Here is a 22750-nt window from a genome sequence, read left to right as displayed (position 1 = left end):
GGTTCGTTCGTCTCTCCTTCGTGGCACATCCAGAAGTTCGACGAGGAACCGCATGATGACGGCAGAACGTTTCTTAGAAACACAGATACATGTGCTCTTGTTTGCGAAATTCAGTGACAGTGTTTCACGGTCCGCCACAGGGTGCGACGCATAATGTCCGTCGCGTGGAATGCAGCCGAGACGGCCACGTTTCAAAGTTTTGCCAATTGCTATAGACGCGAGATCGATGCTGGCGCAGCTGTTCGCCATAAGATGTTCGCAAGAGAAATCGACTGCCTCGAATGGATGTTGCGTGCCAACAGAATGGCCATCAGGGTCGAAGTGATGTCGGCCTCGCTTTGTGGCCCATATCGTTTTGGCCGCATATGGCAGCGTGCCGTGTCAGACACGGCGTGGCATGTGTGGTCCCCCATGCCCGCGTTGCAGGCGCTGATGCGGGAAGCCTATCACGGCAAACCCGAAGGCACCACGCAGCCGGGCTGCGAGACGGAACTTCTGCTGCGCGTGATGGACAGCCACCAGCAGATCAGCACCAATATCGAGCATGCACTCGCCACACCGTACGAGGGTGACGACTTCATCGCTGCCGAACAATCACTCGTATTCGGGCACTGGCTGCACCCGACGCCGAAAAGCCGGCAAGGCATAACATTTTGGCAGCAGAAAACCTATGCGCCGGAGTTCCACGGTCGTTTCCAATTGCATTATTTTGCCGCGAGAACGGACTTCGTAACGCATGCCTCGGCCACCAATCAACCTGCGGACCATATCGTCACCCAACTTGCCGGTTCCGGTATCAGAGACTTCGGCATTCGCGACAATGAGACACTTCTGCCGATGCACCCCTTGCAGGCGCAGGCATTGCTGCTCGATCCAGACATTAGCGCGATGATGGCAGAGGGCACCCTTCGAAGCCTTGGCCCTGCGGGTCCAGACTTCACTGCAACATCTTCGGTGCGCACGGTCTGGAGCGATGATGCCGACTGGATGCTGAAATTTTCACTGCCCGTTCGCATCACCAATTCTGTGCGAACCAACGGGCGTGACGAACTGGATGCTGGCGTTGCCATGGCAAAGCTGATCGACCGGTTCGAGCTTGCACGTCAAATGCCATCGTTCCGCATCATCCGGGATCCCGCCTTTATAACGCTGGATATTCTAGGCCGCAAAGAAAGCGGATTCGAGACGATTCTCCGAGAAAACCCTTTCCGGGCAGAGGCTGGTATAGGCGTTGTGACATTGGCGGCGCTAACGGCGGAACCCGTTCCGGGGCGTCCGTCCCGGCTGGAACGGCTCATCAGACAGGTTCATGCGCGCGAAAGCGGTAATATTGCAGCAACCGCCGCGCTCTGGTTTCGCCGGTATCTCGATTGTGCGGTGGTGCCATTGATCGAGCTTTACGAGCGGCACGGCATCGCGCTCGAAGCGCATCAGCAGAACAGCCTCGTTGATATCGGTACCGGTTATCCACGGCTCGGATACTACCGTGACAATCAGGGTTTCTACCTCTCGGAACGACACAGGCCAGCGATAGCGAACGCCGTGCCCGAGACGGAAACCATAAGCTCCCTCTATTTCCCGGAAGCAGACATTCGCGACCGCTTCGCCTATTATCTGATCGTCAATCAGGTGTTTTCCGTCATCAGCCGCATGGCGCATGATGGGCTTGCCGACGAAATCACGGTCTTACGAATTCTGCGTGATCATCTGGAAAAGCTTGCGCTTTCCATGCGTGGACTTGGCCGCGATTTCATCCGGCATATTCTGGATGAGGCTGATATCGGCACCAAAGCTAACCTTGCGACGCGGCTGGCCGATGTGGACGAATTGAGTTCGGTGGGCGACCACGCGCTTTACCGCAAAATGCCCAATCCGTTGAGGCTGACCACGATCACCGAGACCGAAACGGAGAGGCCACATGCCATTGCCTCTTGAAATTTCGTCTGCGCCGCAGGATCGTGTCTTGCGCCAACTGGTGGCGGCAACGCTGTTTGAAGGTCTTGTGCCTTTTCGGATCGAGCCGCTGGATCGTTTGACCTGGACCTCTGGTGGCCACCAGTACCGTTGCCGCGCCACGCTCGGCACCTTTGGCCGTCCGCGTATTCACCCGCATTCCATCGAGATGAAATCTGATGGCAACTGGGTGCCAGCGTCTCTTTTGGCAATTGTCACGGGTCTGCCCGGTAACGGCATCACCCGCGACAAGCTCCTTCGGGAACTCGAGCACACCGTCACGCTTTGCCAGTGGAACGAAGACAATATTCCGCCTCGCGACCGGCGTGACATGGCATTCGCGGAGTTGGACGGCGCATTGCACGAGGGCCACCCCTATCATCCATGTTTCAAGGCACGATACGGTTTTACGATCGAAGACAACCTGCGTTTCGGCCCGGAATCGGCAAAACCGTTCCAGCTTTTTTGGGCATTGCACGCGCGTGACACCATAAGGCAGGCGCTTGATCGCGACGAAACAAGTTTTTGGAAGAGTGAACTCGGTGAGGACGTCTGGAACAAGATCGATGACGCGCGTCAGGCGAAAAGTCTCGATTGGAACGATTTCGCGCTGGTGCCGATGCATCCATGGCAATGGCAGCGTTTGAGGGACGGTGCGGGTTCCGACCTCATCGCTCGCGGCAAACTGCATGGGCTTGGGCACTTTGGAGACCGTTATCTCGCCAGCCAATCGCTGCGCAGTTTGCACAATCTCGATCGTCCCTTGGCCGCAAGCATCAAGCTGCCGCTTGATGTCGTCAACACCTCGTCGCGGCGTACTCTCGATCCGCACTCCGTCTGCACCGCCCCGATATTGTCGCGATGGATTGCCGGGATGGTGGGTGAGGACGCGGCATTTCGTGACCGTTACCCGCTGACGATCCTTCAGGAATATGCTGCGGTTCTGGCCGAGCATGATGGCGATCTGTCCGGCCAGATCGGTGCCATCTGGCGCGAAACCGCGCTGAAAGATTTACTGCCCGGAGAAGAGGTCATTCCCTTCAACGCTCTGATGATGCTGGAAGCGGATGAGAAACCGTTCGTCCATCCATGGATCGAACGGTTCGGCCTGATGCCCTGGCTGAACCGCCTGCTGGAAATCTCCATCCTGCCCGTCTGGCATCTTCTCGTCCATCACGGTCTCGCCGTGGAGGCGCACGGGCAGAACATGCTGCTTGTGCATCGTGATGGCTGGCCGGTACGCCTTGTGCTTCGCGATTTTCACGAAAGCGTCGAGTTCTGCCCGTTCTTTCTGCGCCATCCTGCTAAAGCACCAGATTTCCCGTCGCTCGATGCGCGTTATCGAGACGCACCGCCAAACCAGTATTATTGGATGGACAATCTCGATTCCCTGCGTGAACTCGTGGCTGACACCCTGTTCGTCTACAATCTCGCGGAGGTCGCACATCTCCTCGACCATGTCTATCAACTGCCCGAAGCCAGCTTCTGGCAGCGGGTCGAGGCGCTGCTCGAAACCTATGCAGCAAGCAACGGGGCCAGCCAGCGGATGGCAGCGCTCGGTTATAATGCGGCGACCATCCAGACGGAATCTCTTCTCACCCGAAAACTGCTCGCCCGCGAGCCGGAATACCATCACGACGTGCCGAACTTCTTTACGAAGGCCACGGCCGAACGGAGAACAATGCGATGATCAGGATCGGCGACACCCTTTATGACAAGGGCTATTTCGAGAGGCGGTCGACAGAGCTTACCGCGTTGACAGGTCTTTCGCGCTCCGTGCGTTATGCGGTTTGCTTTGCAGATTCTGTCGAATGGCTGGCGCTTTTCTTCGCAATTCGGGAAGCCGGTGCCAGTGTTCTGCCGATCCACCCCGGCACGCCCTATGCGGCGGCGCGGAAGCTGGCCGTGCAGGCCGGTTGCGAGCGACTGTTCTATAACAGTTTTACAGGTGAAGCCTTGCCGGACAGCACCGCGACCGGTGGCGATGGTGAATTGCTGCAAATGAGCTCTGGCACCACAGGCGCGCCAAAGCTGATTGCCCGCACATGGCAGAATATCGAGACCGAGATCGCCAGCTATGTGCAGACGTTCGCAGCGCCCGCCGAGATGACCCCCATCGTAGCCTGCCCGACAACGCATTCCTACGGACTGATCTGCGGCATTCTGGTGGGGCTGCACCGCAGCGTCACGCCTGTCGTCGTGGATACCAAAAATCCGAAATATATTCTGAAAGTCATGCGCGAGACCGAACGGCCCCTGCTCTATTCCTCGCCCGCCATTCTGCACATGCTGGCACAACTTCTGCCCGCTGGCGAAAAGATGCACGCCGCCATGACCTCGGGCACGCTGCTGCCAGAACCATGGTTCACGCGCATTCGCGAGAAATGCGACAATCTCTTCCAACAATATGGTTGCTCGGAAGCAGGCTGTGTCGCCATCAACCCCGACCTCACCGCCGCGCATGATATGGGCTACATTCTGCCCCACGTGACTGCGGACACTGGCAGCGATCTTGAGACGGCGGCGGATATCGTGATCCGCAAAGCCGATGGCCAGCCGATCCACACCCGCGACCTTGGATATATCAGGGCCGATGGCATGCTGGTCTTCGTGTCGCGCATGGACGACATGATCAATGTCGCTGGTCTCAACGTCTATCCAAAGGATGTCGAAGATGCCGTCACCGCGATGCCCGGCATTACCGATGCCGTTGCGTTTCGCAAGGGCGACCGATTTGCGGGTGAGCGGGTAGCGCTTCTCTTCAGCGCTGAAAACCCGGTGTCATCAGGCGCGCTGCGGGAATGGCTGAGCAGGCAATTGGCCACCCACCAGTTGCCGTCCGAAATGATCCAGGTCAGCGACATTCCCCGCCAGGCCAACGGCAAGATCAGCCGTCGCGATGTTGCAGAACGCCACGCCGCGGGCGCCTTTCTCCCAGTTCCAACCGGAGTGGCTTCATGACCCGTGACGAGATTTTTTCCGCCATCGAAACCCTTCTCACCACCCATATGGACCATCCACATATGGCCGGGTTTGCGCCGGATGCACGGTTGAACGAGGATCTGTATCTCGACTCCGTCCTCATCCTTCAGATTTTTCTAAACCTTGAGCTCGAATTCAACCTCGCCATGCCCGAGGAGGCCATCGCCAATAGTCATGTTCGGACCGTCGATGATCTGATCGGCCTCTATCTGCCAAAAGCACCGACGCTGCCAATTCCCAGTTTTCCGATGACCGGCGGGGATACGGATGAAGGTGTGCATGGCGAGGCCTATTACGACATCAAAGTTCATTGCTTCGTCAGTTGCGTCTGCGATGGACTGAAGAAGCGCGGGCTAGACCAGCGGCCATTCTATTGCGGCATCTGGGATGCGAAATTTGCCGTCAGCGACCGTTACCAACTGCGCTATCATGCCAATGACATCAGCCAGGAGTTTTACCGCGCATGGTTCGAGCGTCTCTATGGCGTGAAGGTCCACGAATGGTACGACCCGGCACTGAGCAAGGCGGACAACCTGGCTGTTATGACCGATCTGGTGCGCAAACGCGGAGAGACGGATTGCGTCATGGTCATGCTGGACATGTTCCACATGCCGGAGCGCGAGAACAAGTTCAACCAGAACCCTTTTCCGCATTACCTGATGCTGCAGGAGACGGGCGATCCCGAAACATGGTTCGTGCATGATCCCGATTATCGCTGGGAAGGCGTGATGGCACGCGAGAAGGTCATTCACGCCATCATGCAGCCGACAGTCGGCGGCGGTTACGCCTTTGACATTGCGCAGGCGCGAACGCCCCACGCCGAAGACCTCAAGGCTTTTTTCCAAAGCTGCTTCGTGTTCGATCATAATCCGATCGTTGATGCACTGCGGACCATCGTTGCGGCTCATCTGGATGGCAGCCAAGGCCTGTCCCTCCGGGACCTGGAACCCGCCGTGCGCGAGTTACCCGTGCTGACCATCCGCAAATATGCCTATGAGCACGGCTTTGCCTTTTTCTGGCGTGCACTGAAACTGCCCGCAGCGGAATTCGAGCTCTGGTGCGAGGAGATCGAAGCACTGGTTCAGTCGCTGAAGACCCTGCACTATGCGTGCATGAAGCTTTCGCAGACAAGCGATCCGGCGCAGGCGGCGGCGGTCTTTGCGCAACTGGATGAAGCGGATCGTCTCGAAACGAAGCTAAAGACCAAGCTCGCGACTGTTTTCGCGCAATGGTGCGACGAATATTGTGCATCAACGGAGATCAATCTGCGGAGGCTGGCCGGGTGACCATTTCTCTGTGCACCATCAGCTTCCGGCACCAGTTGATTTCGCTTGGAGAAATCGCAAGCTTTGCCCGCACCAGCGGCTTCGATGGCATTGAACTCTGGGGCGCGCACGCACGCAGTCTGAGCACACACAAAGACAAGCATGCCGACTGGCTGAGCGATTACGGCCTGACCGTTCCGATGATCAGCGATTACCTGCCGCTTGAAGGCGATGAAGAAAGCCTGCGCCGCAAGACGGTGGAGCTCTGCCTGCTGGCACGCCGCTGGAAAGCCAGCAAGATCAGGACCTTTGCCGGCGGTAAGGCAAGCGTCGATACGACCGCCACCGATCGCCAGCACCTCGTTGCCCGCCTGCGCCAAGTCGCAGCCATCGTAGAAAGCTATGGCATCCATCTTCTGGTGGAGACCCATCCAAACACGCTGGCCGATACGGCAGCGTCCACGATCCGGCTCATCGAAGAAGTGAACCATCCGGCACTGGCGATCAATTTCGATGTTCTGCACGTCTGGGAAGCCGGAGACGACCCGGTGGCACTGCACAGATCGATAGGTGAATTCGTCCAGCACTACCATTTGAAGAATATCACAGACCGCCGTCACTTTCACGTTTTCAGCCCCGGCAATGTCTATTCGGCAGCAGGTGATCGCAAAGGCATGACACCCCTTTTCGAGGGTGCTGTCGATTATGCTGCGGTGATCGTGCGGATCCCAGACATCATGGCGGCTGATGTGTCGCTGGAATGGTTCGGCAACGACCCAATGGCCGTCCTAAGTCGGGATTGCCAAACGCTTCGCCAGGAATTCGGTTTTGAAAGCGCGCACGAAATCAGGCAAAACACGGCTTCTCCACACGCCTTGCCCATAAACATTCAAATATGACTTTATTGATCATGTTTTTGCTGTTAGGGAGTTGCGCCTAAGCGCCTCCATGGGCGTGAGCGACTATTCCGTCAATCGACCGCCTATCGGAAGACAGCGTGCAGGAACGACAAGCGAAGCAGCACTTGGATGTCAGCCTCGACGCGGATGCCCTATTCATGGGGCATCGCAAGGCGTTGATCAGCTATTCGGCAAGGATTCTGGGCTCACGGGATGTCGCTGAAGACATCGTTCAGGAAGCCTATCTTCGTTTCGGCATCAGCAATTCGCCAGCACAAACGGCGCGCGAGGCATTGGCTTATCTCTACCGCATCGTCCGTAATCTCTCGCTCGACATCGTCAAGCGTCGCAAAATCGAGCAACGGGCTCAAAATGACGATCCGCCGTTCTGGATCGTGCCGCGTGCTGCCGAAACGCCCGAGCAGACAACGCTGTTTTGCGACGAAGTTCGTATTGCACAGCAAGTGCTCGCGTCCCTGCCCAAGGATATCCAGATCGCCGTCGAAATGCATCGGCATGGCGGCTGCACGCTGGAAGCTGTAGCAGAGCATCTCGGTATCTCCGTTGCGACAGCTCACCGGCACGTCAAAACGGCCATGGTGAAGATTGCCATCGCGCTCGATAGAAAAAATGCCTGATCTTCGCGATCATCAAGAAAAATCTTCCCGCTTCAATCGTACTACTCTCGATAAGCAAACTCGGATAAGAGCTTGTCGAGACCCCAAGCAGGTATGAAGTGACGCGGCACGACCACACAGATGAAGAACTGCTCGAAGAAGCGATGGACTGGTTCCTGCGCCTGCGCGATCCTGCACGCTCCGACATAGACGATCTCTCTTTCGCCGCATGGATTAGCCGTTCGCCGCAACACGAACGGGCTTGGGCAAAAGCTTGTCGCGCCTGGGAAATCATGGGCGAAACGCAACCTGTCAATATTCCAGCCTGGCAATCGTCGCCAACGCACCGTTCCGCCAAACCGAGGCGCATTGGTCGGCGGCATGCTGTCGGTCTTGGCATCGCCGCGCTTGCTGCCTGTCTCGTCGCGGTAGTGGTTGGCCCAACTGCCGCGATCCGCTATCAAGCTGATTATATGACGACAACTGCTGAACTTCGCCGCATCACACTGGAGGATGGTTCCACGGTGGACATGGGCGCAGAAAGCGCCATTGCCGTCAATTTTTCCGGCACCGCACGACAGGTTCGCCTGCTTTCCGGCGAAGCCTTTTTCGATGTGCGACCGAACACAAATCGACCTTTCATCGTCGACGCGGGCGGCGAGTTGAAGATCACGGTGGTCGGCACGGCTTTTGACGTCAATATCACGCCTCAAGACGCCAGCATTCAACTGGCTCAAGGGACCGTCGATCTCCTTGCCAGTCAATCGGGAAAGGAGATGCAGCTTCGTCCCGGTGATGTCGTTACCCTCGATCGCAGCAACGGGCAGCTCTCTCGCGGCCAAACAGATATCGATTCCATCGCCGCCTGGCGTGATGGGAAGCTTTTCGTGCAGGATGTTGCGATCAAGACGGTCGTCGCGGAACTGCAGCGCTATCACCCATCATGGATCACTGTGGCAAGCGACGAACTGGGAGAGCGTCGTGTGACAGGGCTTTATGATTTGTCCGATCCTGATCGGGCTTTGGAAGCGCTCGTTAGCCCCTATGGCGCAAAGATTCACCGAGTATCGCCCTATCTTCGCGTTCTTTCATTCTTCTAATATTTAAAAGTTTCACGATTTTTTCTGGGTGCAGTGAAAAAAACCGACGCCACGGTCGTCTCTAAGCTGAATGCAGGCAGGGGGCTTGCAATGTATGCGTATGGGGAGACGGGGCGGAATGACGCTTCTGGTAAATGTGGAACGGTCGAAAAGATCGAACCGAGGGACCGTTGTGGCCCTCAGACTGATGGCTTCGGCAGCGGTGAGTGTCACAGCACTGGTACAGACACCGGCAGCTATGGCGCAGACCGCCCAACGCAGCTTCAACATTCCGGCACAGCCATTGGCATCTGCATTGAATGCCTTCGGGCGACAGTCCGGTTTACAAGTCTCGCTTGCCGCGTCCACATCGCAGGGCATCACCTCCCGCGCGGTTTCCGGCACGCTGTCGTCGCAGGCCGCTCTTGGGCAGCTGCTGGAAGGCACTGGGATTCCCTACAGTATCTCCAACGGCACGGCAGTCATCGGTCGGTCAGCATCCGCACCCGTTGTCAGCAATGGCGATGGCACCGTTCTCGAGCCGATTGTCGTGCAAGGACAATCCGTCGGTCAGGGTGACGTCGGCGAGACTGTCATCGGACTAAAGGAACTGGAGAGGATCAACCCCAGCAGCATTGCAGATGTGTTCCGCGAAGAGGCCGGTGTTCAGGTCGGCAGCTCTTTGCCCATGTCGCAAAAAGTCTATGTTCACGGCGTCGAAGAAACCAACCTCGCCGTCAGCATCGATGGTGCACGTCAGAACAACAAGGTGTTCCACCACAACGCCACCAATCTGATCGATCCGTCGATCCTCAAGGCCGTGGATGTGGATTCGGGTATTGCGCCCGCCGACGCCGGTCCCGGAGCCCTTGCGGGCGCGATCAACTACGAAACCAAAGACGCGAAAGACTTGCTGACCGACGGCAAAACCTTTGGCGGCTTCGTCTCCTCTACCTATAACTTCAACAGTGAGACGGTGGTGACCGGCCTGTCGGCCTATGGCGAGAAAGATGGGTTGGATTATCTCGGATATTTCACCTACGGCAAGGGTGACGATTTCCATGGCGGCAATGGCGACGTTGTTGACGGGACCGGAACCAATCTCCTGAGCGGGTTAGGTAAAGTCGGTTATGAATTCGACAGCGGCGACCGTTTCGAAATCAGCTACGACCGTGTCTTGGATGATGCAATTCGCCCATACCGTGCGAATGCAAGCGTCGTTATCCCACCCCCACCCCGTATCCCTGATCCGGCGACCCGAAACTACCGACTGGACCGGCAAAACCTAGTGTTCACCTACACAGATGAAACACCCGAGGGATGGTGGGACCCAACGTTTGTGGTCGCTTACGGATCCACGAAAGTGACCGTACCTTACTTTTCCTCTGGTGTTTATCAATATGATAACAGCGGGAAGACCTCGACTTTAAACGGCAAGTTTGAAAACAAGTTCTCTTTCGATATCGGCAATGTTGTCGCTGGTTTTGATTTTTACAACGACCGGGCAACGTTGAGCGACCCGAGTGACGGCAGTCGTGAAAGAGCACATAATCTGGGTATTTACGCACAGGCCCGTCTCGAACCTTGGGAGCGGACACGCCTATCCTTCGGCGCAAGAGCCGATCAACAATGGTTCACGGGAACCAACAATGCCGAATTCAGCAATAACGGTATCAGTGCCAATATATCAGGCGAATATGACCTGACGGATATTTTCACCGCCAAAGCCGGCTTTTCTCATGTCTGGGCTGGAGTTCCACTGGCGGAAAACTTCATCATGAATCCGAATTGGAGTTATGGCAGTGAAGGCCCGGAGCCGGTCAAAGCTGATAACTACATGATTGGCCTGGACGCCGAGTATAATGGCTTCACTGCCAACGTGAGCCTGTTCCGCACCGACATCGACAATGCCCGCATCCCAACATATAGACCCATCGCGACAGGCGCCCTAGCGCATAAAAACCTGCTTTCAAAGGGCTTTGAAGTCGGTGCCGGTTACGAATGGACAAGCTCTTACATCAAGGTCAAATACGCCCATATCGACGTGGACGTAAACGGTTCGCCAGCCGACTCTGACAGTGGAAATTACCTGGCTTCTCCCGTGGGTGACATCATCACCATCACCGCTGCACATACATTCGATCAATGGAACCTGACGGTCGGCGGCGATATCGAGATCGCGCCGGAGTACGACCACGTGGCTGCGGGCAACGCCCCATACAAAGCCTATGAAGTCGTCAATGTCTTCACAGAATGGAAGCCAGAGCAGTTGCAGAATTTCACGTTCCGCGCCGAGGTGAAGAACCTCTTTGACGAGAGCTATTCCGACCGAGCCACATATGGACAGGAATTCGGCAATGTGACACCCCTTTTCGAACCGGGCCGTAGCCTGCTGATCACAGCCAAGGCAACGTTCTGAGCCGATGAATTCCAGGCGTCGTCGGCATACTTGCCGGTGGCGCACAACAGGAGAAAGTCACCATGGAAACCACGGCAACACTGCGCACCGAACAGGCCGCGAAATACATAGCGCAGCTTTGCAAGCATTTCGCCCACAAGGTCGATACGTCCCATTCTGAAGGTCATGGCGAATGCCGCTTTACGTGCGGCACCGCCATCATGGATGCGGATACCGATGTGTTGACTATTCGCTGCACGGCTTTTGACGAAAGCCAGTTGAAGGAAACCCAGCACGTTATCGAAAGCCACCTTCTGCGCTTTGCCTTTCGCGAAGAGTTGCAGCCACTGCAATGGTTGCCGTCTTCACCAATGGGCAAAACGGATACGCTTGAAGCCAAGATCTGACATTCATGAGACTATTTCGACTTTTCATCCTGACAAGCCTCATTGCGACCAGCGCAGACAGCGCCGAGATCACGACGGCACGCGGCACGGTGGATATTGCCGAAACACCGCACCGGGTCGCGGTCTTTGATCTGGCTGCGCTCGACACTCTCGACCGGCTGGGCATCACGCCGGCAGGCTTGCCGCAGAAGCTCTACCTTCCGCAACTGGAGCATCTCAAATCCGAAGCGGAAGCGGTTGGCGATATCTTCGAGCCTGACCTGGAGGCGCTGAGCGCCCTTGAACCCGATCTCATCATTTTGGGAGGCAGATCCTCACCGAAGCTCGCGGCGACCGCCCGTGTCGCTACCAGCATCGACATGACGATGGATGGCGACGACCTGGTAGAGCAGGCAAAGCTTCGGCTTCTCGACTACGGAACTCTCTTCGGCAAGCAGGCAGAAGCAAAAGCTATCGCAGGAGAACTCGATCAAGAGATAGAGACAACGCGCAAGGCAGTCACCGGGAAGGGCAAAGCCCTGATCGTGATGACGAATGGACCTAAAGTCACGGCGTATGGTCCCGGTTCGCGCTTTGGCTGGGTTCATGCCACCCTTGCCCTGCCGCCAGCGGTGGAGGCCATGCAGACTGCTATCCACGGAGAGGCTGTCTCTTTCGAATTTATTCACAAGGCTAATCCCGACTGGCTGCTGGTGGTTGATCGTGCAGCCGCAATCGGCTCTGGTGAACAGGGCGCGCGCGCCACTCTCGACAATGAGTTGGTCGCCAACACGACAGCCTGGAAAAAAGGTCAGGTGGTTTACCTGCCCGCTGCCGATTTCTATATCGCGGCTGGCGGCATTCAGGCGACGCAGCGAGTGCTTGCCACCATCAAAGAGGCTTTCTCCGCGACGCAATGATGGCTTCAGTACAACGACATCCAAAAAGGCTATCTGGACTGGCGGGCTTATTGCTCGCCTTTTTGTGTATCGTCAGCCTCGGCGTCGGTGCAGGCGATGTTTCTCTCGGTGCTCTTTGGACATCCTCCGATAAGGCGGAATTGCTGGGCATCAGCCGTCTGCCGCGCACCCTTGCAGCCGTGCTTGCGGGTGCGGGACTGGCAATTGCCGGGTTGATCATGCAAGCCATCACCCGCAATCGCTTCGTTGAACCAGCCACCGCAGGGACCGCCCAATCCGCAGAGCTTGGCATTCTTCTTGTTACGATCCTCTGGCCTGCGGCGACCCTTGGCATCAAGACGGTGTTTGCCAGCATTGCCGCCCTCGCCGGAACCAGCTTGTTTCTCATGACGGCGCATCGCCTGCCGCCGACCCAGCCCTATCTCGTCCCCCTGTTCGGGCTGATCTTTGGTGGTGTCATTGGTGCCGCCGCAACCTTTGTCGCCTGGCAGGCCGATCTCCTGCAGTATCTTTCCGTCTGGAGCAATGGCGATTTCTCGGGCGTGCTGCGGGGACGGTATGAAATACTCTGGCTCGGCGCACTGCTTGTCGCTGCCGCCTGGGCGACCGCCGATCGCCTGACCATCATGGCGCTGGGTCGCGAAACCAGCACGGGGCTTGGGATCGACTACCAGCGTATGCTGCAAATTGGGCTTGGTATCATCGCCATTATTTCGGCGGTCACGGTCGTTGTCATCGGCACAATCCCATTCGTCGGTCTGGTGGTTCCCAATCTCGTTTCACGGCTGATGGGTGACAATCTGCGCATCACGCTTCCAGTCACCGCCGTTTTCGGCGCGATTCTGACTTTGGGCTGCGACATTGCCGGGCGGATCATTCGGTTTCCCTATGAAATTCCGGTCGGTACGGTGATGGGCGTCGTCGGTGCAATCCTGTTTCTGCTCCTGCTCCTTCGTCGGCGTTCCGATGCTTAAGCGGCCATTGATCATTCTGACCCTGGTGGCACTAGCCTGTATCATTTGTTTCATGACGATCGGCCTGCGCGGCAACCTTGCTTTCGTTCTCGGCTTGCGCGCCGTAAAGCTGGCGGCATTGATAGAGGTCGGTGTCGCCATCGCGGTCTCAACCGTTGTCTTCCAGACCGTCACCGCAAACAGAATTCTCACGCCATCCATCATGGGCATAGATGCACTCTATGTCTTCGGACAAATTCTGCTCGTTTTTCTGTTTGGTGGCCTTGCCTATTCCACGCTGGATACACGCCTGAAATTTGCAGGGGAAATCATCCTGCTGATGACGCTGACATGTGCTCTGGTTCTTCCGATGCTGCGGGCGCGCTGGGACATGGGGTTGATGCTGCTGTGCGGAGTCGTGGTCGGCGTCCTGTTTCGCAGCCTTCATGCACTTCTCGCCAGACTAATCGACCCAAATGATTTCGCTATCGTACAGGGTGGCAGTTTCGTCAATTTCAACGACATCGAAACCGATCTTCTTGCTATTGCGTCTTTATTGACCGTCGGAGCGTTGATCTGGACATGGCGCGCCCGACATCGCCTCGATATCGTTGCGCTTGGCCGGGATACGGCAATCGGGTTGGGTATCGATTGGTCCAAAACCCAGATTGCCTGCCTTCTCATGGTTTCGGCACTCGTCGCTGTTTCGACGGCTTTGGTCGGGCCTGTCGCCTTTCTGGGGTTGTTGTTCGTTGCGCTAGCCGAACAAATCGTTCAATCGCGCCGCCATGCCGTGCTGATCCCTGCCGCATCCCTCGTCGCGATCATCGTCCTGATCGGTGGACAGACTGTGTTCCAGCATGGTCTCGGAAACAGTTCGACGCTTGGCGTGGTCACCGAATTTGCCGGTGGAATCGTCTTCCTCATCCTACTCTGGCGCAGGAGCCGCAGATGATCCGGATCGACCATGTCTCGCTGCATTATGGCAAAACGAGAATTCTGAACGATATCTCCGTCGCTCTGCCCAAGGGTGGAATAACCGCTCTCATCGGCCCAAATGGCGCTGGAAAATCATCCCTTCTCGGCCTCATAGCCCGTCTTCAGCCACTGCAGGGTGGCTCGATCAGCGTGGATGATCGATCGATCGCCTCGACACCAACACGCGAACTTGCCAGGAAACTGGCCATCTTGCGTCAGGACAATCAGGTTGCAAGCCGGTTGACCGTTAAGGAACTCGTGGGTTTCGGGCGCTTCCCGCACAATCGTGGGCATAAAACCAAAGACGATATGGATAAGATCGAGACGGCGTTAAAACTGTTCGACCTTTCCGATCTCTCAGGCCGTTTTCTGGAAACCCTTTCCGGGGGGCAGCGCCAAAGAGCTCTGGTGGCCATGGCCTTTTGCCAGGATACCGACTATCTGCTTCTGGACGAGCCACTCAACAATCTCGATATGTATTTCGCCCAGGAACTGATGCGATCTTTGCGTAAAATCGCAGACAACGACGCCAAGACGATCGTCATCGTCCTTCACGACATCAATTATGCCAGCGGATTTGCCGATAGAATTATCGGAATGCGTGGCGGCGAAATTGTTGCTGATGGCTCTCCCAAAGATATCATGTCATCGAAAGTGCTACACACGATCTATGGTTTCCACATACCGGTCACTGATGTCGGCCAGCAGCGGATTGCCCTGCCTTTTCAATCTTCGCCGCCCTCTGCCTGAACAGGCTGTCTCCATGAGTTTTTGTTGCCACGCATCGGCATTTTACCGTTCAGCATTATGCCCGCCAATGGTTTGACGGTTGTCATTGACGGTCCAAAAATGTCACACTATCTCCATGTGACTGAACCTGCGGGCTGAGAAAGCGATCATGTCTGAATCGGGACTGAGATACCTTTTGGAAGCCCTTAACGCCGGTTCCATGCGTGCGGCGGGTGATCGGCTCAACGTGGCCGCGTCTTCCGTCAGTCGCCAGATCGCACAACTCGAAGAGCAGCATGGTATCGCGCTGATCGTCAAAGGTCGCCGAGGCATCAAGCTGACCGACGCGGGCGAAATGGTCATGGAGCATTATCGTAACCAGATCTCGGATCGCGAAGCCTTGCGCGCCAAGCTCGAGGATTTGCGATCGGTCAAGACGGGTAGCGTGACGCTTTCAGCGGGCGAGGGATTTCTGGGTGAAACATTCACCGACCTGATCAACGCCTTCAATCGCGACAATCCAAAAGTCCGGCTGAACATCAATATAGGTGCAAGCCAGGAAATCGCCCGCATGGTCGCCGACGACGAAGCCCATATGGGGCTGGTCTTCCAGACACCGCACGACATGAAAATCCAGGTCCGCTCCGCCATTGCCCAGCCCCTGATGGTGATTGTTCCGCCTGACCACCCTTTTGCACGCGAAGATAGCGTCACCATTGCGCAATTGCAGGACTATCCTCTCTGCCTTTCCGAACGCAGCTTTCGACTGCGACAGATATTGAGCGAGGCCGAAGCGCATAGCGGCCAGCGTATTGAGCCCGCTATCACGACAAATTCCATCTTCGTCATGCTGGAAGCGGTAAGAGCCGGGGTGGCACTCACCATTCTTCCGCAGCTTTCCGTGTGGTCCGATCTGCAACGCGGCACGATGGTCAGCGTACCGATTGCCGAGGACATGATGGAAAAGACCAGCGTGAGCCTCATTCTGCGTGCCGGACGCAAGCTTGAAGGTGCGCCGGCGCGTTTTCTGGTGGCCCTTGAACGTTTGTTGCGCCAATGGGCGCAGACGATACCGAGACAGGTCCGCAGATAGGACTGTCGCTGAATGACGCGCAGCAACCTTTTGCGATTGACCGAACCAACAAGGAGAAGCCCGTGTTTGCCAGAGATTTGCCGCTGCAAGGTTCCATCAACGACGCCGCCGATGCCTATGCGGAAACGAGCTTGTTGCGGTCTTCAGGCATTGCGCGCCTTGCGGATATTCCTTTCGGGCCTGACCCGGCACAACGGATGGACATCTATCTGCCGGATTACGGCCTGCGGGGACATAGCAACCTGCCCGTGTTTCTGTTCTGGCACGGCGGCGGTTTCACACATGGACATAAAGAGTGGTGTGGTTTCATGGCGCCACCGTTGCTTTCTGTTCCAGCGATTTTCATTTCCGCGAATTACAGGCTACTGCCGCAAGTAACGTCTGAGGAACTGATGGATGATGCACGAGCGGCAGTCCGCTGGGTGCTGGACAATATTTCGAACTATGGCGGCAATCCGAACCGCTTGGTTATCGGCGGACATTCGGCAGGTGCTGTCATCTCTGCCCGGCTGGAGCTGGATGAGCAACGTCGCCGCGCTGCCGGTATTCCCGACGGCGCGATTTCCGCGGTCATGGCGATGAGCGGCAGCTATCATAAACGCACAGGCGACGTGCATTCCGACCCGGCGCTCAGGCTTCCCGTCGATCAACCGGATTGCGCAGCCGATTTCAGCGGACCGACATCCGCGAGATTCACACTGGCGTGGGGCAATCTTGAACGGGACACGGTACAACAGTCCGGACGGGACTTTGCGGCTTTGCTGGAGGGTCGTGGAGTGATCGTCCGACGACAGCCCTTCGAGAATGCCGACCACTTTTCCGTTCATCTGGACGCAGGGCATGCCGCTAATGCCTTTCACCAAGCCGTCGTGGAAGAATTGAGAGCAATTGCGGGATAAGGTCAACGCTGCCGCAGAGACATCAACGCGCCGACGACGATGATACTCATGCCAACCAAGGCGGCCGGACCGGGTGTTTCTTCAAACGCCAGATAGCCGATGATGCCAGCAAAAATTGCGCGAGAGAAATCTACCGGCGCAAGCGCCGAGGCCTCGCCCATACGAAGAGCCGCGATCATGCTGGTGTTTCCAACGACACTCAGCAGCCCTGTCAGGACCAGTAGTCCAAACGTCGGCAGATCGATCGCTTGCCACGTCCAGAAGGCCAGAGGGGCCAGCACCAGAGTTCCTATCAGAGACTGATTCAGCAGCAGCACCTCAGATGGATCACTGGCCAGACGGCGTGTCAGGATTGCGCCGAGTGCTGCCGCCGCCGCTGAGATGATGCCTGCAGCCACACCGGCAACGGCAATTGCCTCCATTCCACCTGGAGCCGAGAGGATAATCACGCCGGTAAAGCCGATGAGGACGGAAACCCAACGCCACGGCCCGACCGTTTCGGCAAGGATCAGAGCCTCGAACAGCGTAACGAACATGGCCTTGGAAAAACTGAGGGATGTCGAGATGGCAAGCGGTAAAGCCGTAACGGAATAAAATCCCGCCAGCATGCTCGATATCAGGGCGGTGGCCCGTAGTATATGCGCAGCGCGCCGCTCTCCCGCCACGAGCAACGGTCCAACCCGCCGGAAGCTGCGCCCTCCGACAAAGAGAAGTTGCATCGCCACCGTGAAGAACATGATGACGAAGAGCGGCACATCCGAGGATGCGGATTTGATGATCAAAACCATGATGGAATAGATCAGCGCGTTGAACAGCATGAGGATGGCGCCACGGGCATTCCCACTCATTCGTGACCATCTCACGTGTCTTTCCTCCAGTTTTCGTCCTTTTTGACCTTTACGCAAAGATCGGATGTCTTGATGTTCGATTGAATCATAGAGGGGAGCCCGCAGGATGAATTATCACCGCATTGCAGACTACACGGATGCCTATTCCAACGGCGCGCACATCGCTCGTGCCGAGCGTTGGCCAAGCGATTGGGTCAAACCAGCTGCCGAATACCGCGCATCCATGTTGGCTGCGGACCGTGCCGAAATCGGGTTGAAATACGGCACCGGCGAACGCAATGCTCTCGATCTGTTTCTTCCAGAAAGCGCACCGCGTGGCCTCGTCATCTTCATCCACGGCGGTTACTGGAAAAGCCTTGACCGGACCTACTGGTCGCATTTCGCGCAAGGCTGCGTCGCACGGGGATTTGCCATGGCTATCCCTTCCTATGATCTCTGCCCGGAGGTCCGCATTGCGGATATCACCCGCCAGATCGGGGCTGCCGTGACGCGCGCGGCTGAACAGATTACGGGGCCGATCACCATCACCGGCCATTCGGCAGGCGGGCATTTGTCTGCGCGTATGGTTAGCGCAGGCACCCCGCTTCCAGGTGCGGTACTTGACCGCGTGAAGATTGTCGCCCCCATTTCCGGCTTGCATGATCTTCGCCCGTTGATGCGCAGCGAGCTGAACGAGACCCTGCGCATAGATGAAGCGGAAGCGCTTGCGGAAAGTCCGGCCCTTTTGCGCCCGGCCGGCCATGCACGTCTTTGTGCCTGGGTGGGCGGTGCGGAGAGGCACGAGTTTCTGCGTCAGAACGCATTGCTGGCCAATATATGGACCGGTCTCGGCGTGGCAACCGCGTGCTATGCGGAGCCGAACCGGCATCACTTCGATGTTCTCGACGGATTGCTGGATCCCGATCATGCGCTGACCCGGGCGCTGACCGACATTTGACAGCCACGAGCGCAGGCTGCACGTCTTGCAGCCTGCCGCTTTCTCACGGCCAATGCCGCCTAGACCGCCATCGCCAGTTCTTCTCTCGCCTCGCTGCGCATGACAAGATGGCCCGGCGAGACTTCATCGTAGATACGCTGAGGTGCCACGAAATCTGCGGGGCGAACGGGCGTCGAAAGTTCGCCTGCCACGGCGGTGCCGCGACGGCCTCGCTGGGACGGATCTGGGACAGGCACAGCGTCTATCAGGCGGCGGGTGTAGGGATGGCGTGGATCGCCGAATATGGCTGCGCGTGGTCCGATTTCCACGATTTCACCCAGATACATGACAGCAACGCGGTGACTGATGCGCTCGACAACGGCCATGTCGTGGCTGATGAACAGATAAGCGAGACCCATGCTGGCTTGCAGATCGAGCATCAGGTTCACCACCTGTGCCTTGATTGATACATCCAAAGCCGACACCGCCTCATCGGCGATAATCAGCTTCGGCTCAAGCGCCAGGGCTCTGGCAATGCAGATGCGCTGACGTTGGCCGCCGGAGAACTCGTGCGGATAACGGCTTGCCATTTCTGGAGACAGGCCGACGCGAACCAGGAGTTCGCTGACGCGCGCCCTGCGTTCAGCGGCGTTGCCGATACCATGCGCCACGAGTGGCTCTGCCACTGCGGTTCCGACACTGAGGCGTGGGTTCAAGCTGGCATAAGGATCCTGAAAAATCATCTGCGCTGTACGGCGCATGCGCCGCAGCCCATATCTGCCAAGACCCGATACCTCGGCTCCATCGATGCGCACATCCCCGCCGCTCGGTTCCGTCAATCGCAGGACAGATCGTCCCGTCGTCGATTTGCCGCAGCCGGATTCACCGACAAGTGAAAGCGTTTCGCCGGGCTGAATCTGAAACGAGACATTCTCCACGGCATGGACACGAAACGCAGTGGGACGAAACAGGCCGGAAGGCATGGGAAATCGCTTCATCAAGCCCTTTACCTCGACCAGCGGCGGCGCGTTGCGCTGTACCGTATCGGGCATATCGGGTGCGGGCAGAATTGCCCCGCTGGCGGGATCGATCAACGGGAAGGGCTGCGGCAGGTCATGCCCCTTCATCGAACCGAGAACCGGCACCGCCGCAAGCAAGGCGCGGGTATAGGGTTGACGCGGCTCGCTGAAAATCTGCGACGTTGCCCCTTCTTCCACCAAATCACCCCGCAACATGACCACGGTTCGATCCGCCATCTGGGCAACGACACCCATATCGTGGGTGATGAAGAGCACAGACATTCCCTCTTCATCCTGCAATGTCTTGATCAGGTCCAGCACCTGCCCCTGTACCGTCACGTCCAGAGCGGTCGTAGGCTCATCGGCGATCAGCAGCTTCGGTCGCGAGGCGAGCGCCATGGCGATCATCACGCGCTGGCGCATGCCGCCCGACATTTCATGCGGATATTGTTTCAGCCGCGTGCGGGCCGAGGGAATTCGAACCTTCTCCAGCAGTGCCAGCGCGCGTTTCTCGATCTCCGTCTGTGACAAATCCGGGTCCTGACACAGGAGGGCTTCGGCGAGCTGGTTCTCGATGGTGAACGCCGGATTGAGCGACGTCATCGGTTCTTGAAAGATCATCGAAATGTCGCGTCCGCGCACGCGCCTGATCTCGTCCTTGCTGAGCGTTGTCAATTCACGACCAAGCAGCTTGATCGAGCCGGAAATGCGCGTGTTATCCGGGTTGAGCAGGCGCATGATAGACAGGGAAGTGACGCTCTTGCCCGACCCGCTTTCACCGACAATCGCAACCGTTTCTTTCGCTCCGATATCGAAGGAAATCTTTCGGATGACTTCGGTCCAGCCATTTTCCGTGCGAAACGCGGTGGTGAGATCGCGCACCGCAAGCACCGGTTCGTTCGCACCTGACACACCATGCATGTTGCCGCTCTCCGTCTCACTTCTGTTCTGGTCCATGGTCGTCATCCCTTCACGTCCAACGCGTCCTGCAAGCCATCACCAAGCAGGTTGAAGCCGAGAACGGTGAGGAAGATCGCAAGGCCCGGCCAAATGGCGATCCAGGGCGCAATCGAAAGCGAAGAACTTGCCGAGTTCAGCATCGAACCCCAGCTGGCATCCGGTGGCTGCTGGCCAAGCCCCAGAAAGGCCAGTGCCGCTTCGGCGATGATGGCTGTCGCGATTGCCAGCGTAGACTGAACGACGAGTTGCGGCGTGATGTTGATGAAGACATGCCGGATGAGAATGGCGACATGGCCGGTGCCTATGGCATGCGCCGCCTCGATATATTCCTCCACCTTGACGGCCATGGTCTGCCCGCGCGCGATACGGGCAAAGACGGGTGCGGTGGAAACGCCGATGGCGATCATCGCGTTGGTCAGGCTTGGCCCGAGAAAGGCGGCCATGGCGATTGCAAGGATGAGGAAGGGAATCGCGAGAAACGCATCGATGATCCGCATGATAACGGTGTCGAGCGGGCCACCAAAGTACCCAGCCAGCATCCCGATAGGAACGCCGATCACAAAGGCGATTGCAACGGAGACAACACCGGCCAGCAGCGAGGCGCGCGCCCCCCAGATGACGCGGGACATCACGTCGCGGCCCAACTCATCCGTTCCGAACCAATGCAGCCATGTCGGCGCCTTGCGGATGGCAGACCAGCTGGATGCATTCGGCTCATAGGGCGCAATCAGCGGAGCCGCAATCGCCATGATGGCAAAGAGGAGTACGATGATCGCACCGATCAGGGCCAGCCTGTGCGCCATGAAACGGCGCAGCACACGGGATTGGATCAGACGGCGGCGGGGCGGTGTTGCGGTGGCAATATTCGTCATAGCGACCGGCTCCTCAGCTTGGGGTTGGCCCAGAAGTAAAGAATGTCGGCGAGCAGGTTCAGCATCACGAAGGTGAAGCCCGACAGAAGCGTGACGGCCTGAACCGCCGCATATTCTCGGTTGAACACCGCATCGACGACCATCTTGCCGAGACCGGGGATCGAGAAGACCTGCTCGGTCAGGACAGCACCGGCCATCAGTGCGCCGAATTGCAGGGTTGCCAGCGTGATGATCGGCACCAGCGCATTTCGGAAGCCGTGTTTGGTGATGACCTTGCGTTCGGTCAGCCCCTTAGCCCGGGCGGTGCGGATGTAATCATGCTGCATCACGGTCAGCATGGCACCACGCGTATGGCGCATCATGGCCGCAGCAAGGGCGGCACCCAGCACGGTGGCCGGTAGGATGATGGATTTGAGGCCCCGGATGGGGTCTTCGAACGGGCTGACATAACCACCGGCTGGCAACCAGCCGAGCTTCACCGCGAAGATAAGGATCAGCATGATGCCGAGCCAGAAATTCGGGATCGATATGCCCGTCAGCGAAACCACCGTTACCGCATGGTCCCAACCCTTGCCGCGCCAGATAGCAGCCATGATCCCGGCTGGAATACCGATCAGCAAGGAAATCAGAAGGGCCGCCGTCGCAAGCGTCAGGGTAACCGGGATCTTGTCCAGCAGCATCGGGCCGATCTCGTCGCGGGTGCGATAGGATATCCCGAAATCACCCTGCAGGGCCGCCGCACTCCAGCGCAGATATTGCACCGGCAGCGGATCATTCAACCCTTGCTCCTCACGGATTTGCGCGACGACTTCGGGCGAGGCTTCACCGCCGGCAATCACCAGAGCCGCATCACCAGGAAGCAGCATTTGCAGGCTGAAAACGAGGACCGAAATGATGAACATCGTCGGTATCGCGACAGATAGTCTAAGAAGTAGAAAACGGATCATCCGCCCAACTCCTGACTGGTCGCATCATGCGAGAAAA

At 57.5% G+C, this 22750-nt stretch carries 20 protein-coding genes; 16 read left to right on the top strand and 4 right to left on the bottom strand.

Features of this window, described 5'->3' with window-relative positions:
- The first annotated feature begins 153 nt into the window (after nucleotides 1–153).
- The 15 genes from ASF29_RS01325 (at nucleotide 154) to ASF29_RS01255 (ending at nucleotide 17151) form a co-directional block, all read left to right on the top strand.
- Nucleotides 154–1935, top strand: coding sequence for an IucA/IucC family protein (locus ASF29_RS01325; RefSeq protein ID WP_062447787.1), 1782 nt, complete (start codon nucleotides 154–156; stop codon nucleotides 1933–1935).
- On the top strand, nucleotides 1919–3643 hold the full coding sequence (locus ASF29_RS01320) for an IucA/IucC family protein (protein ID WP_062447785.1): 1725 nt from the start codon (nucleotides 1919–1921) through the stop codon (nucleotides 3641–3643). Before ASF29_RS01325 ends, ASF29_RS01320 begins: the two co-directional genes overlap by 17 nt.
- Nucleotides 3640–4914 (top strand): AMP-binding protein, encoded by a 1275-nt coding sequence (locus tag ASF29_RS01315; RefSeq protein ID WP_062447782.1) that lies wholly within the window; start codon nucleotides 3640–3642, stop codon nucleotides 4912–4914. Before ASF29_RS01320 ends, ASF29_RS01315 begins: the two co-directional genes overlap by 4 nt.
- Nucleotides 4911–6221, top strand: a complete 1311-nt coding sequence (locus tag ASF29_RS01310) for a DUF6005 family protein (RefSeq protein ID WP_062447780.1) — start codon at nucleotides 4911–4913, stop codon at nucleotides 6219–6221. The genes ASF29_RS01315 and ASF29_RS01310 overlap by 4 nt, the downstream gene beginning before the upstream one ends.
- Nucleotides 6218–7099, top strand: coding sequence for a sugar phosphate isomerase/epimerase (locus ASF29_RS01305; protein WP_156462488.1), 882 nt, complete (start codon nucleotides 6218–6220; stop codon nucleotides 7097–7099). The genes ASF29_RS01310 and ASF29_RS01305 overlap by 4 nt, the downstream gene beginning before the upstream one ends.
- 98 nt (nucleotides 7100–7197) lie before the next feature.
- Nucleotides 7198–7737 carry an RNA polymerase sigma factor gene (locus ASF29_RS01300; protein WP_244473458.1) on the top strand — a complete coding sequence of 180 codons (540 nt, stop codon included), beginning with the start codon at nucleotides 7198–7200 and terminating at the stop codon, nucleotides 7735–7737.
- Between the two features lie 98 nt (nucleotides 7738–7835).
- The gene (locus tag ASF29_RS01295) at nucleotides 7836–8816 is read left to right on the top strand and encodes a FecR family protein (protein ID WP_062447779.1); all 981 of its coding nucleotides are present in this window, start codon (nucleotides 7836–7838) and stop codon (nucleotides 8814–8816) included.
- A gap of 118 nt (nucleotides 8817–8934) precedes the next feature.
- Complete coding sequence (locus ASF29_RS01290; protein WP_244473457.1) at nucleotides 8935–11214, top strand: TonB-dependent receptor; 2280 nt, start codon at nucleotides 8935–8937, stop codon at nucleotides 11212–11214.
- A gap of 62 nt (nucleotides 11215–11276) precedes the next feature.
- Nucleotides 11277–11600, top strand: a complete 324-nt coding sequence (locus tag ASF29_RS01285) for a DUF2218 domain-containing protein (RefSeq protein WP_062447777.1) — start codon at nucleotides 11277–11279, stop codon at nucleotides 11598–11600.
- A gap of 5 nt (nucleotides 11601–11605) precedes the next feature.
- Nucleotides 11606–12499: a siderophore ABC transporter substrate-binding protein gene (locus ASF29_RS01280; protein WP_062447774.1), complete on the top strand. Its 894-nt coding sequence runs from the start codon at nucleotides 11606–11608 to the stop codon at nucleotides 12497–12499.
- The gene (locus ASF29_RS01275) at nucleotides 12499–13473 is read left to right on the top strand and encodes an iron chelate uptake ABC transporter family permease subunit (protein WP_062448590.1); all 975 of its coding nucleotides are present in this window, start codon (nucleotides 12499–12501) and stop codon (nucleotides 13471–13473) included. The genes ASF29_RS01280 and ASF29_RS01275 overlap by 1 nt, the downstream gene beginning before the upstream one ends.
- The gene (locus tag ASF29_RS01270; protein ID WP_062447767.1) at nucleotides 13466–14407 is read left to right on the top strand and encodes an iron chelate uptake ABC transporter family permease subunit; all 942 of its coding nucleotides are present in this window, start codon (nucleotides 13466–13468) and stop codon (nucleotides 14405–14407) included. The genes ASF29_RS01275 and ASF29_RS01270 overlap by 8 nt, the downstream gene beginning before the upstream one ends.
- Nucleotides 14404–15180 carry an ATP-binding cassette domain-containing protein gene (locus ASF29_RS01265; RefSeq protein ID WP_062447764.1) on the top strand — a complete coding sequence of 259 codons (777 nt, stop codon included), beginning with the start codon at nucleotides 14404–14406 and terminating at the stop codon, nucleotides 15178–15180. The genes ASF29_RS01270 and ASF29_RS01265 overlap by 4 nt, the downstream gene beginning before the upstream one ends.
- Nucleotides 15181–15328: 148 nt before the next feature.
- Complete coding sequence (locus tag ASF29_RS01260; protein WP_200925499.1) at nucleotides 15329–16252, top strand: LysR family transcriptional regulator; 924 nt, start codon at nucleotides 15329–15331, stop codon at nucleotides 16250–16252.
- 62 nt (nucleotides 16253–16314) lie between these two features.
- Entirely contained in the window at nucleotides 16315–17151 is an 837-nt protein-coding gene (locus ASF29_RS01255; RefSeq protein ID WP_162237873.1) for an alpha/beta hydrolase, read from the top strand.
- A gap of 2 nt (nucleotides 17152–17153) precedes the next feature.
- Here the strand turns inward: ASF29_RS01255 and ASF29_RS01250 are convergent, their stop codons facing one another.
- Nucleotides 17154–17999, bottom strand: coding sequence for a DMT family transporter (locus ASF29_RS01250; RefSeq protein WP_062447761.1), 846 nt, complete (start codon nucleotides 17997–17999; stop codon nucleotides 17154–17156).
- Between the two features lie 106 nt (nucleotides 18000–18105).
- Between ASF29_RS01250 and ASF29_RS01245 the strand changes: the two genes are divergently transcribed.
- Nucleotides 18106–18936, top strand: a complete 831-nt coding sequence (locus ASF29_RS01245; RefSeq protein ID WP_062447759.1) for an alpha/beta hydrolase — start codon at nucleotides 18106–18108, stop codon at nucleotides 18934–18936.
- Between the two features lie 59 nt (nucleotides 18937–18995).
- Here the strand turns inward: ASF29_RS01245 and ASF29_RS01240 are convergent, their stop codons facing one another.
- The 3 genes from ASF29_RS01240 to ASF29_RS01230 are packed head-to-tail and all read right to left on the bottom strand — an operon-like array spanning nucleotide 18996 to nucleotide 22713.
- Entirely contained in the window at nucleotides 18996–20891 is a 1896-nt protein-coding gene (locus ASF29_RS01240; RefSeq protein WP_244473456.1) for an ABC transporter ATP-binding protein, read from the bottom strand.
- A gap of 5 nt (nucleotides 20892–20896) precedes the next feature.
- Nucleotides 20897–21766: an ABC transporter permease gene (locus tag ASF29_RS01235; protein ID WP_062447757.1), complete on the bottom strand. Its 870-nt coding sequence runs from the start codon at nucleotides 21764–21766 to the stop codon at nucleotides 20897–20899.
- Nucleotides 21763–22713 carry an ABC transporter permease gene (locus tag ASF29_RS01230; RefSeq protein ID WP_062447754.1) on the bottom strand — a complete coding sequence of 317 codons (951 nt, stop codon included), beginning with the start codon at nucleotides 22711–22713 and terminating at the stop codon, nucleotides 21763–21765. The genes ASF29_RS01235 and ASF29_RS01230 overlap by 4 nt, the downstream gene beginning before the upstream one ends.
- Nucleotides 22714–22750 lie beyond the last annotated feature (37 nt).

This window comes from Rhizobium sp. Leaf262, assembly GCF_001422245.1.
Taxonomy (GTDB): domain Bacteria; phylum Pseudomonadota; class Alphaproteobacteria; order Rhizobiales; family Rhizobiaceae; genus Agrobacterium.
The sequence above is the reverse complement of the archived record's forward strand: the minus strand, read 5'-3'. Positions and strand labels throughout refer to the sequence as shown.

Bases quoted from the DNA above. Each gene is read 5' to 3' on its own strand.
- ASF29_RS01325 (WP_062447787.1), top strand. From the start codon at position 154: ATGTCCGTCGCGTGGAATGCAGCCGAGACGGCCACGTTTCAAAGTTTT.
- ASF29_RS01320 (WP_062447785.1), top strand. From the start codon at position 1,919: ATGCCATTGCCTCTTGAAATTTCGTCTGCGCCGCAGGATCGTGTCTTG.
- ASF29_RS01315 (WP_062447782.1), top strand. From the start codon at position 3,640: ATGATCAGGATCGGCGACACCCTTTATGACAAGGGCTATTTCGAGAGG.
- ASF29_RS01310 (WP_062447780.1), top strand. From the start codon at position 4,911: ATGACCCGTGACGAGATTTTTTCCGCCATCGAAACCCTTCTCACCACC.
- ASF29_RS01290 (WP_244473457.1), top strand. From the start codon at position 8,935: ATGACGCTTCTGGTAAATGTGGAACGGTCGAAAAGATCGAACCGAGGG.
- ASF29_RS01285 (WP_062447777.1), top strand. From the start codon at position 11,277: ATGGAAACCACGGCAACACTGCGCACCGAACAGGCCGCGAAATACATA.
- ASF29_RS01280 (WP_062447774.1), top strand. From the start codon at position 11,606: ATGAGACTATTTCGACTTTTCATCCTGACAAGCCTCATTGCGACCAGC.
- ASF29_RS01275 (WP_062448590.1), top strand. From the start codon at position 12,499: ATGGCTTCAGTACAACGACATCCAAAAAGGCTATCTGGACTGGCGGGC.
- ASF29_RS01270 (WP_062447767.1), top strand. From the start codon at position 13,466: ATGCTTAAGCGGCCATTGATCATTCTGACCCTGGTGGCACTAGCCTGT.
- ASF29_RS01265 (WP_062447764.1), top strand. From the start codon at position 14,404: ATGATCCGGATCGACCATGTCTCGCTGCATTATGGCAAAACGAGAATT.
- ASF29_RS01260 (WP_200925499.1), top strand. From the start codon at position 15,329: ATGTCTGAATCGGGACTGAGATACCTTTTGGAAGCCCTTAACGCCGGT.
- ASF29_RS01250 (WP_062447761.1), bottom strand. From the start codon at position 17,999: ATGAGTGGGAATGCCCGTGGCGCCATCCTCATGCTGTTCAACGCGCTG.
- ASF29_RS01245 (WP_062447759.1), top strand. From the start codon at position 18,106: ATGAATTATCACCGCATTGCAGACTACACGGATGCCTATTCCAACGGC.
- ASF29_RS01240 (WP_244473456.1), bottom strand. From the start codon at position 20,891: ATGGACCAGAACAGAAGTGAGACGGAGAGCGGCAACATGCATGGTGTG.
- ASF29_RS01235 (WP_062447757.1), bottom strand. From the start codon at position 21,766: ATGACGAATATTGCCACCGCAACACCGCCCCGCCGCCGTCTGATCCAA.
- ASF29_RS01230 (WP_062447754.1), bottom strand. From the start codon at position 22,713: ATGATCCGTTTTCTACTTCTTAGACTATCTGTCGCGATACCGACGATG.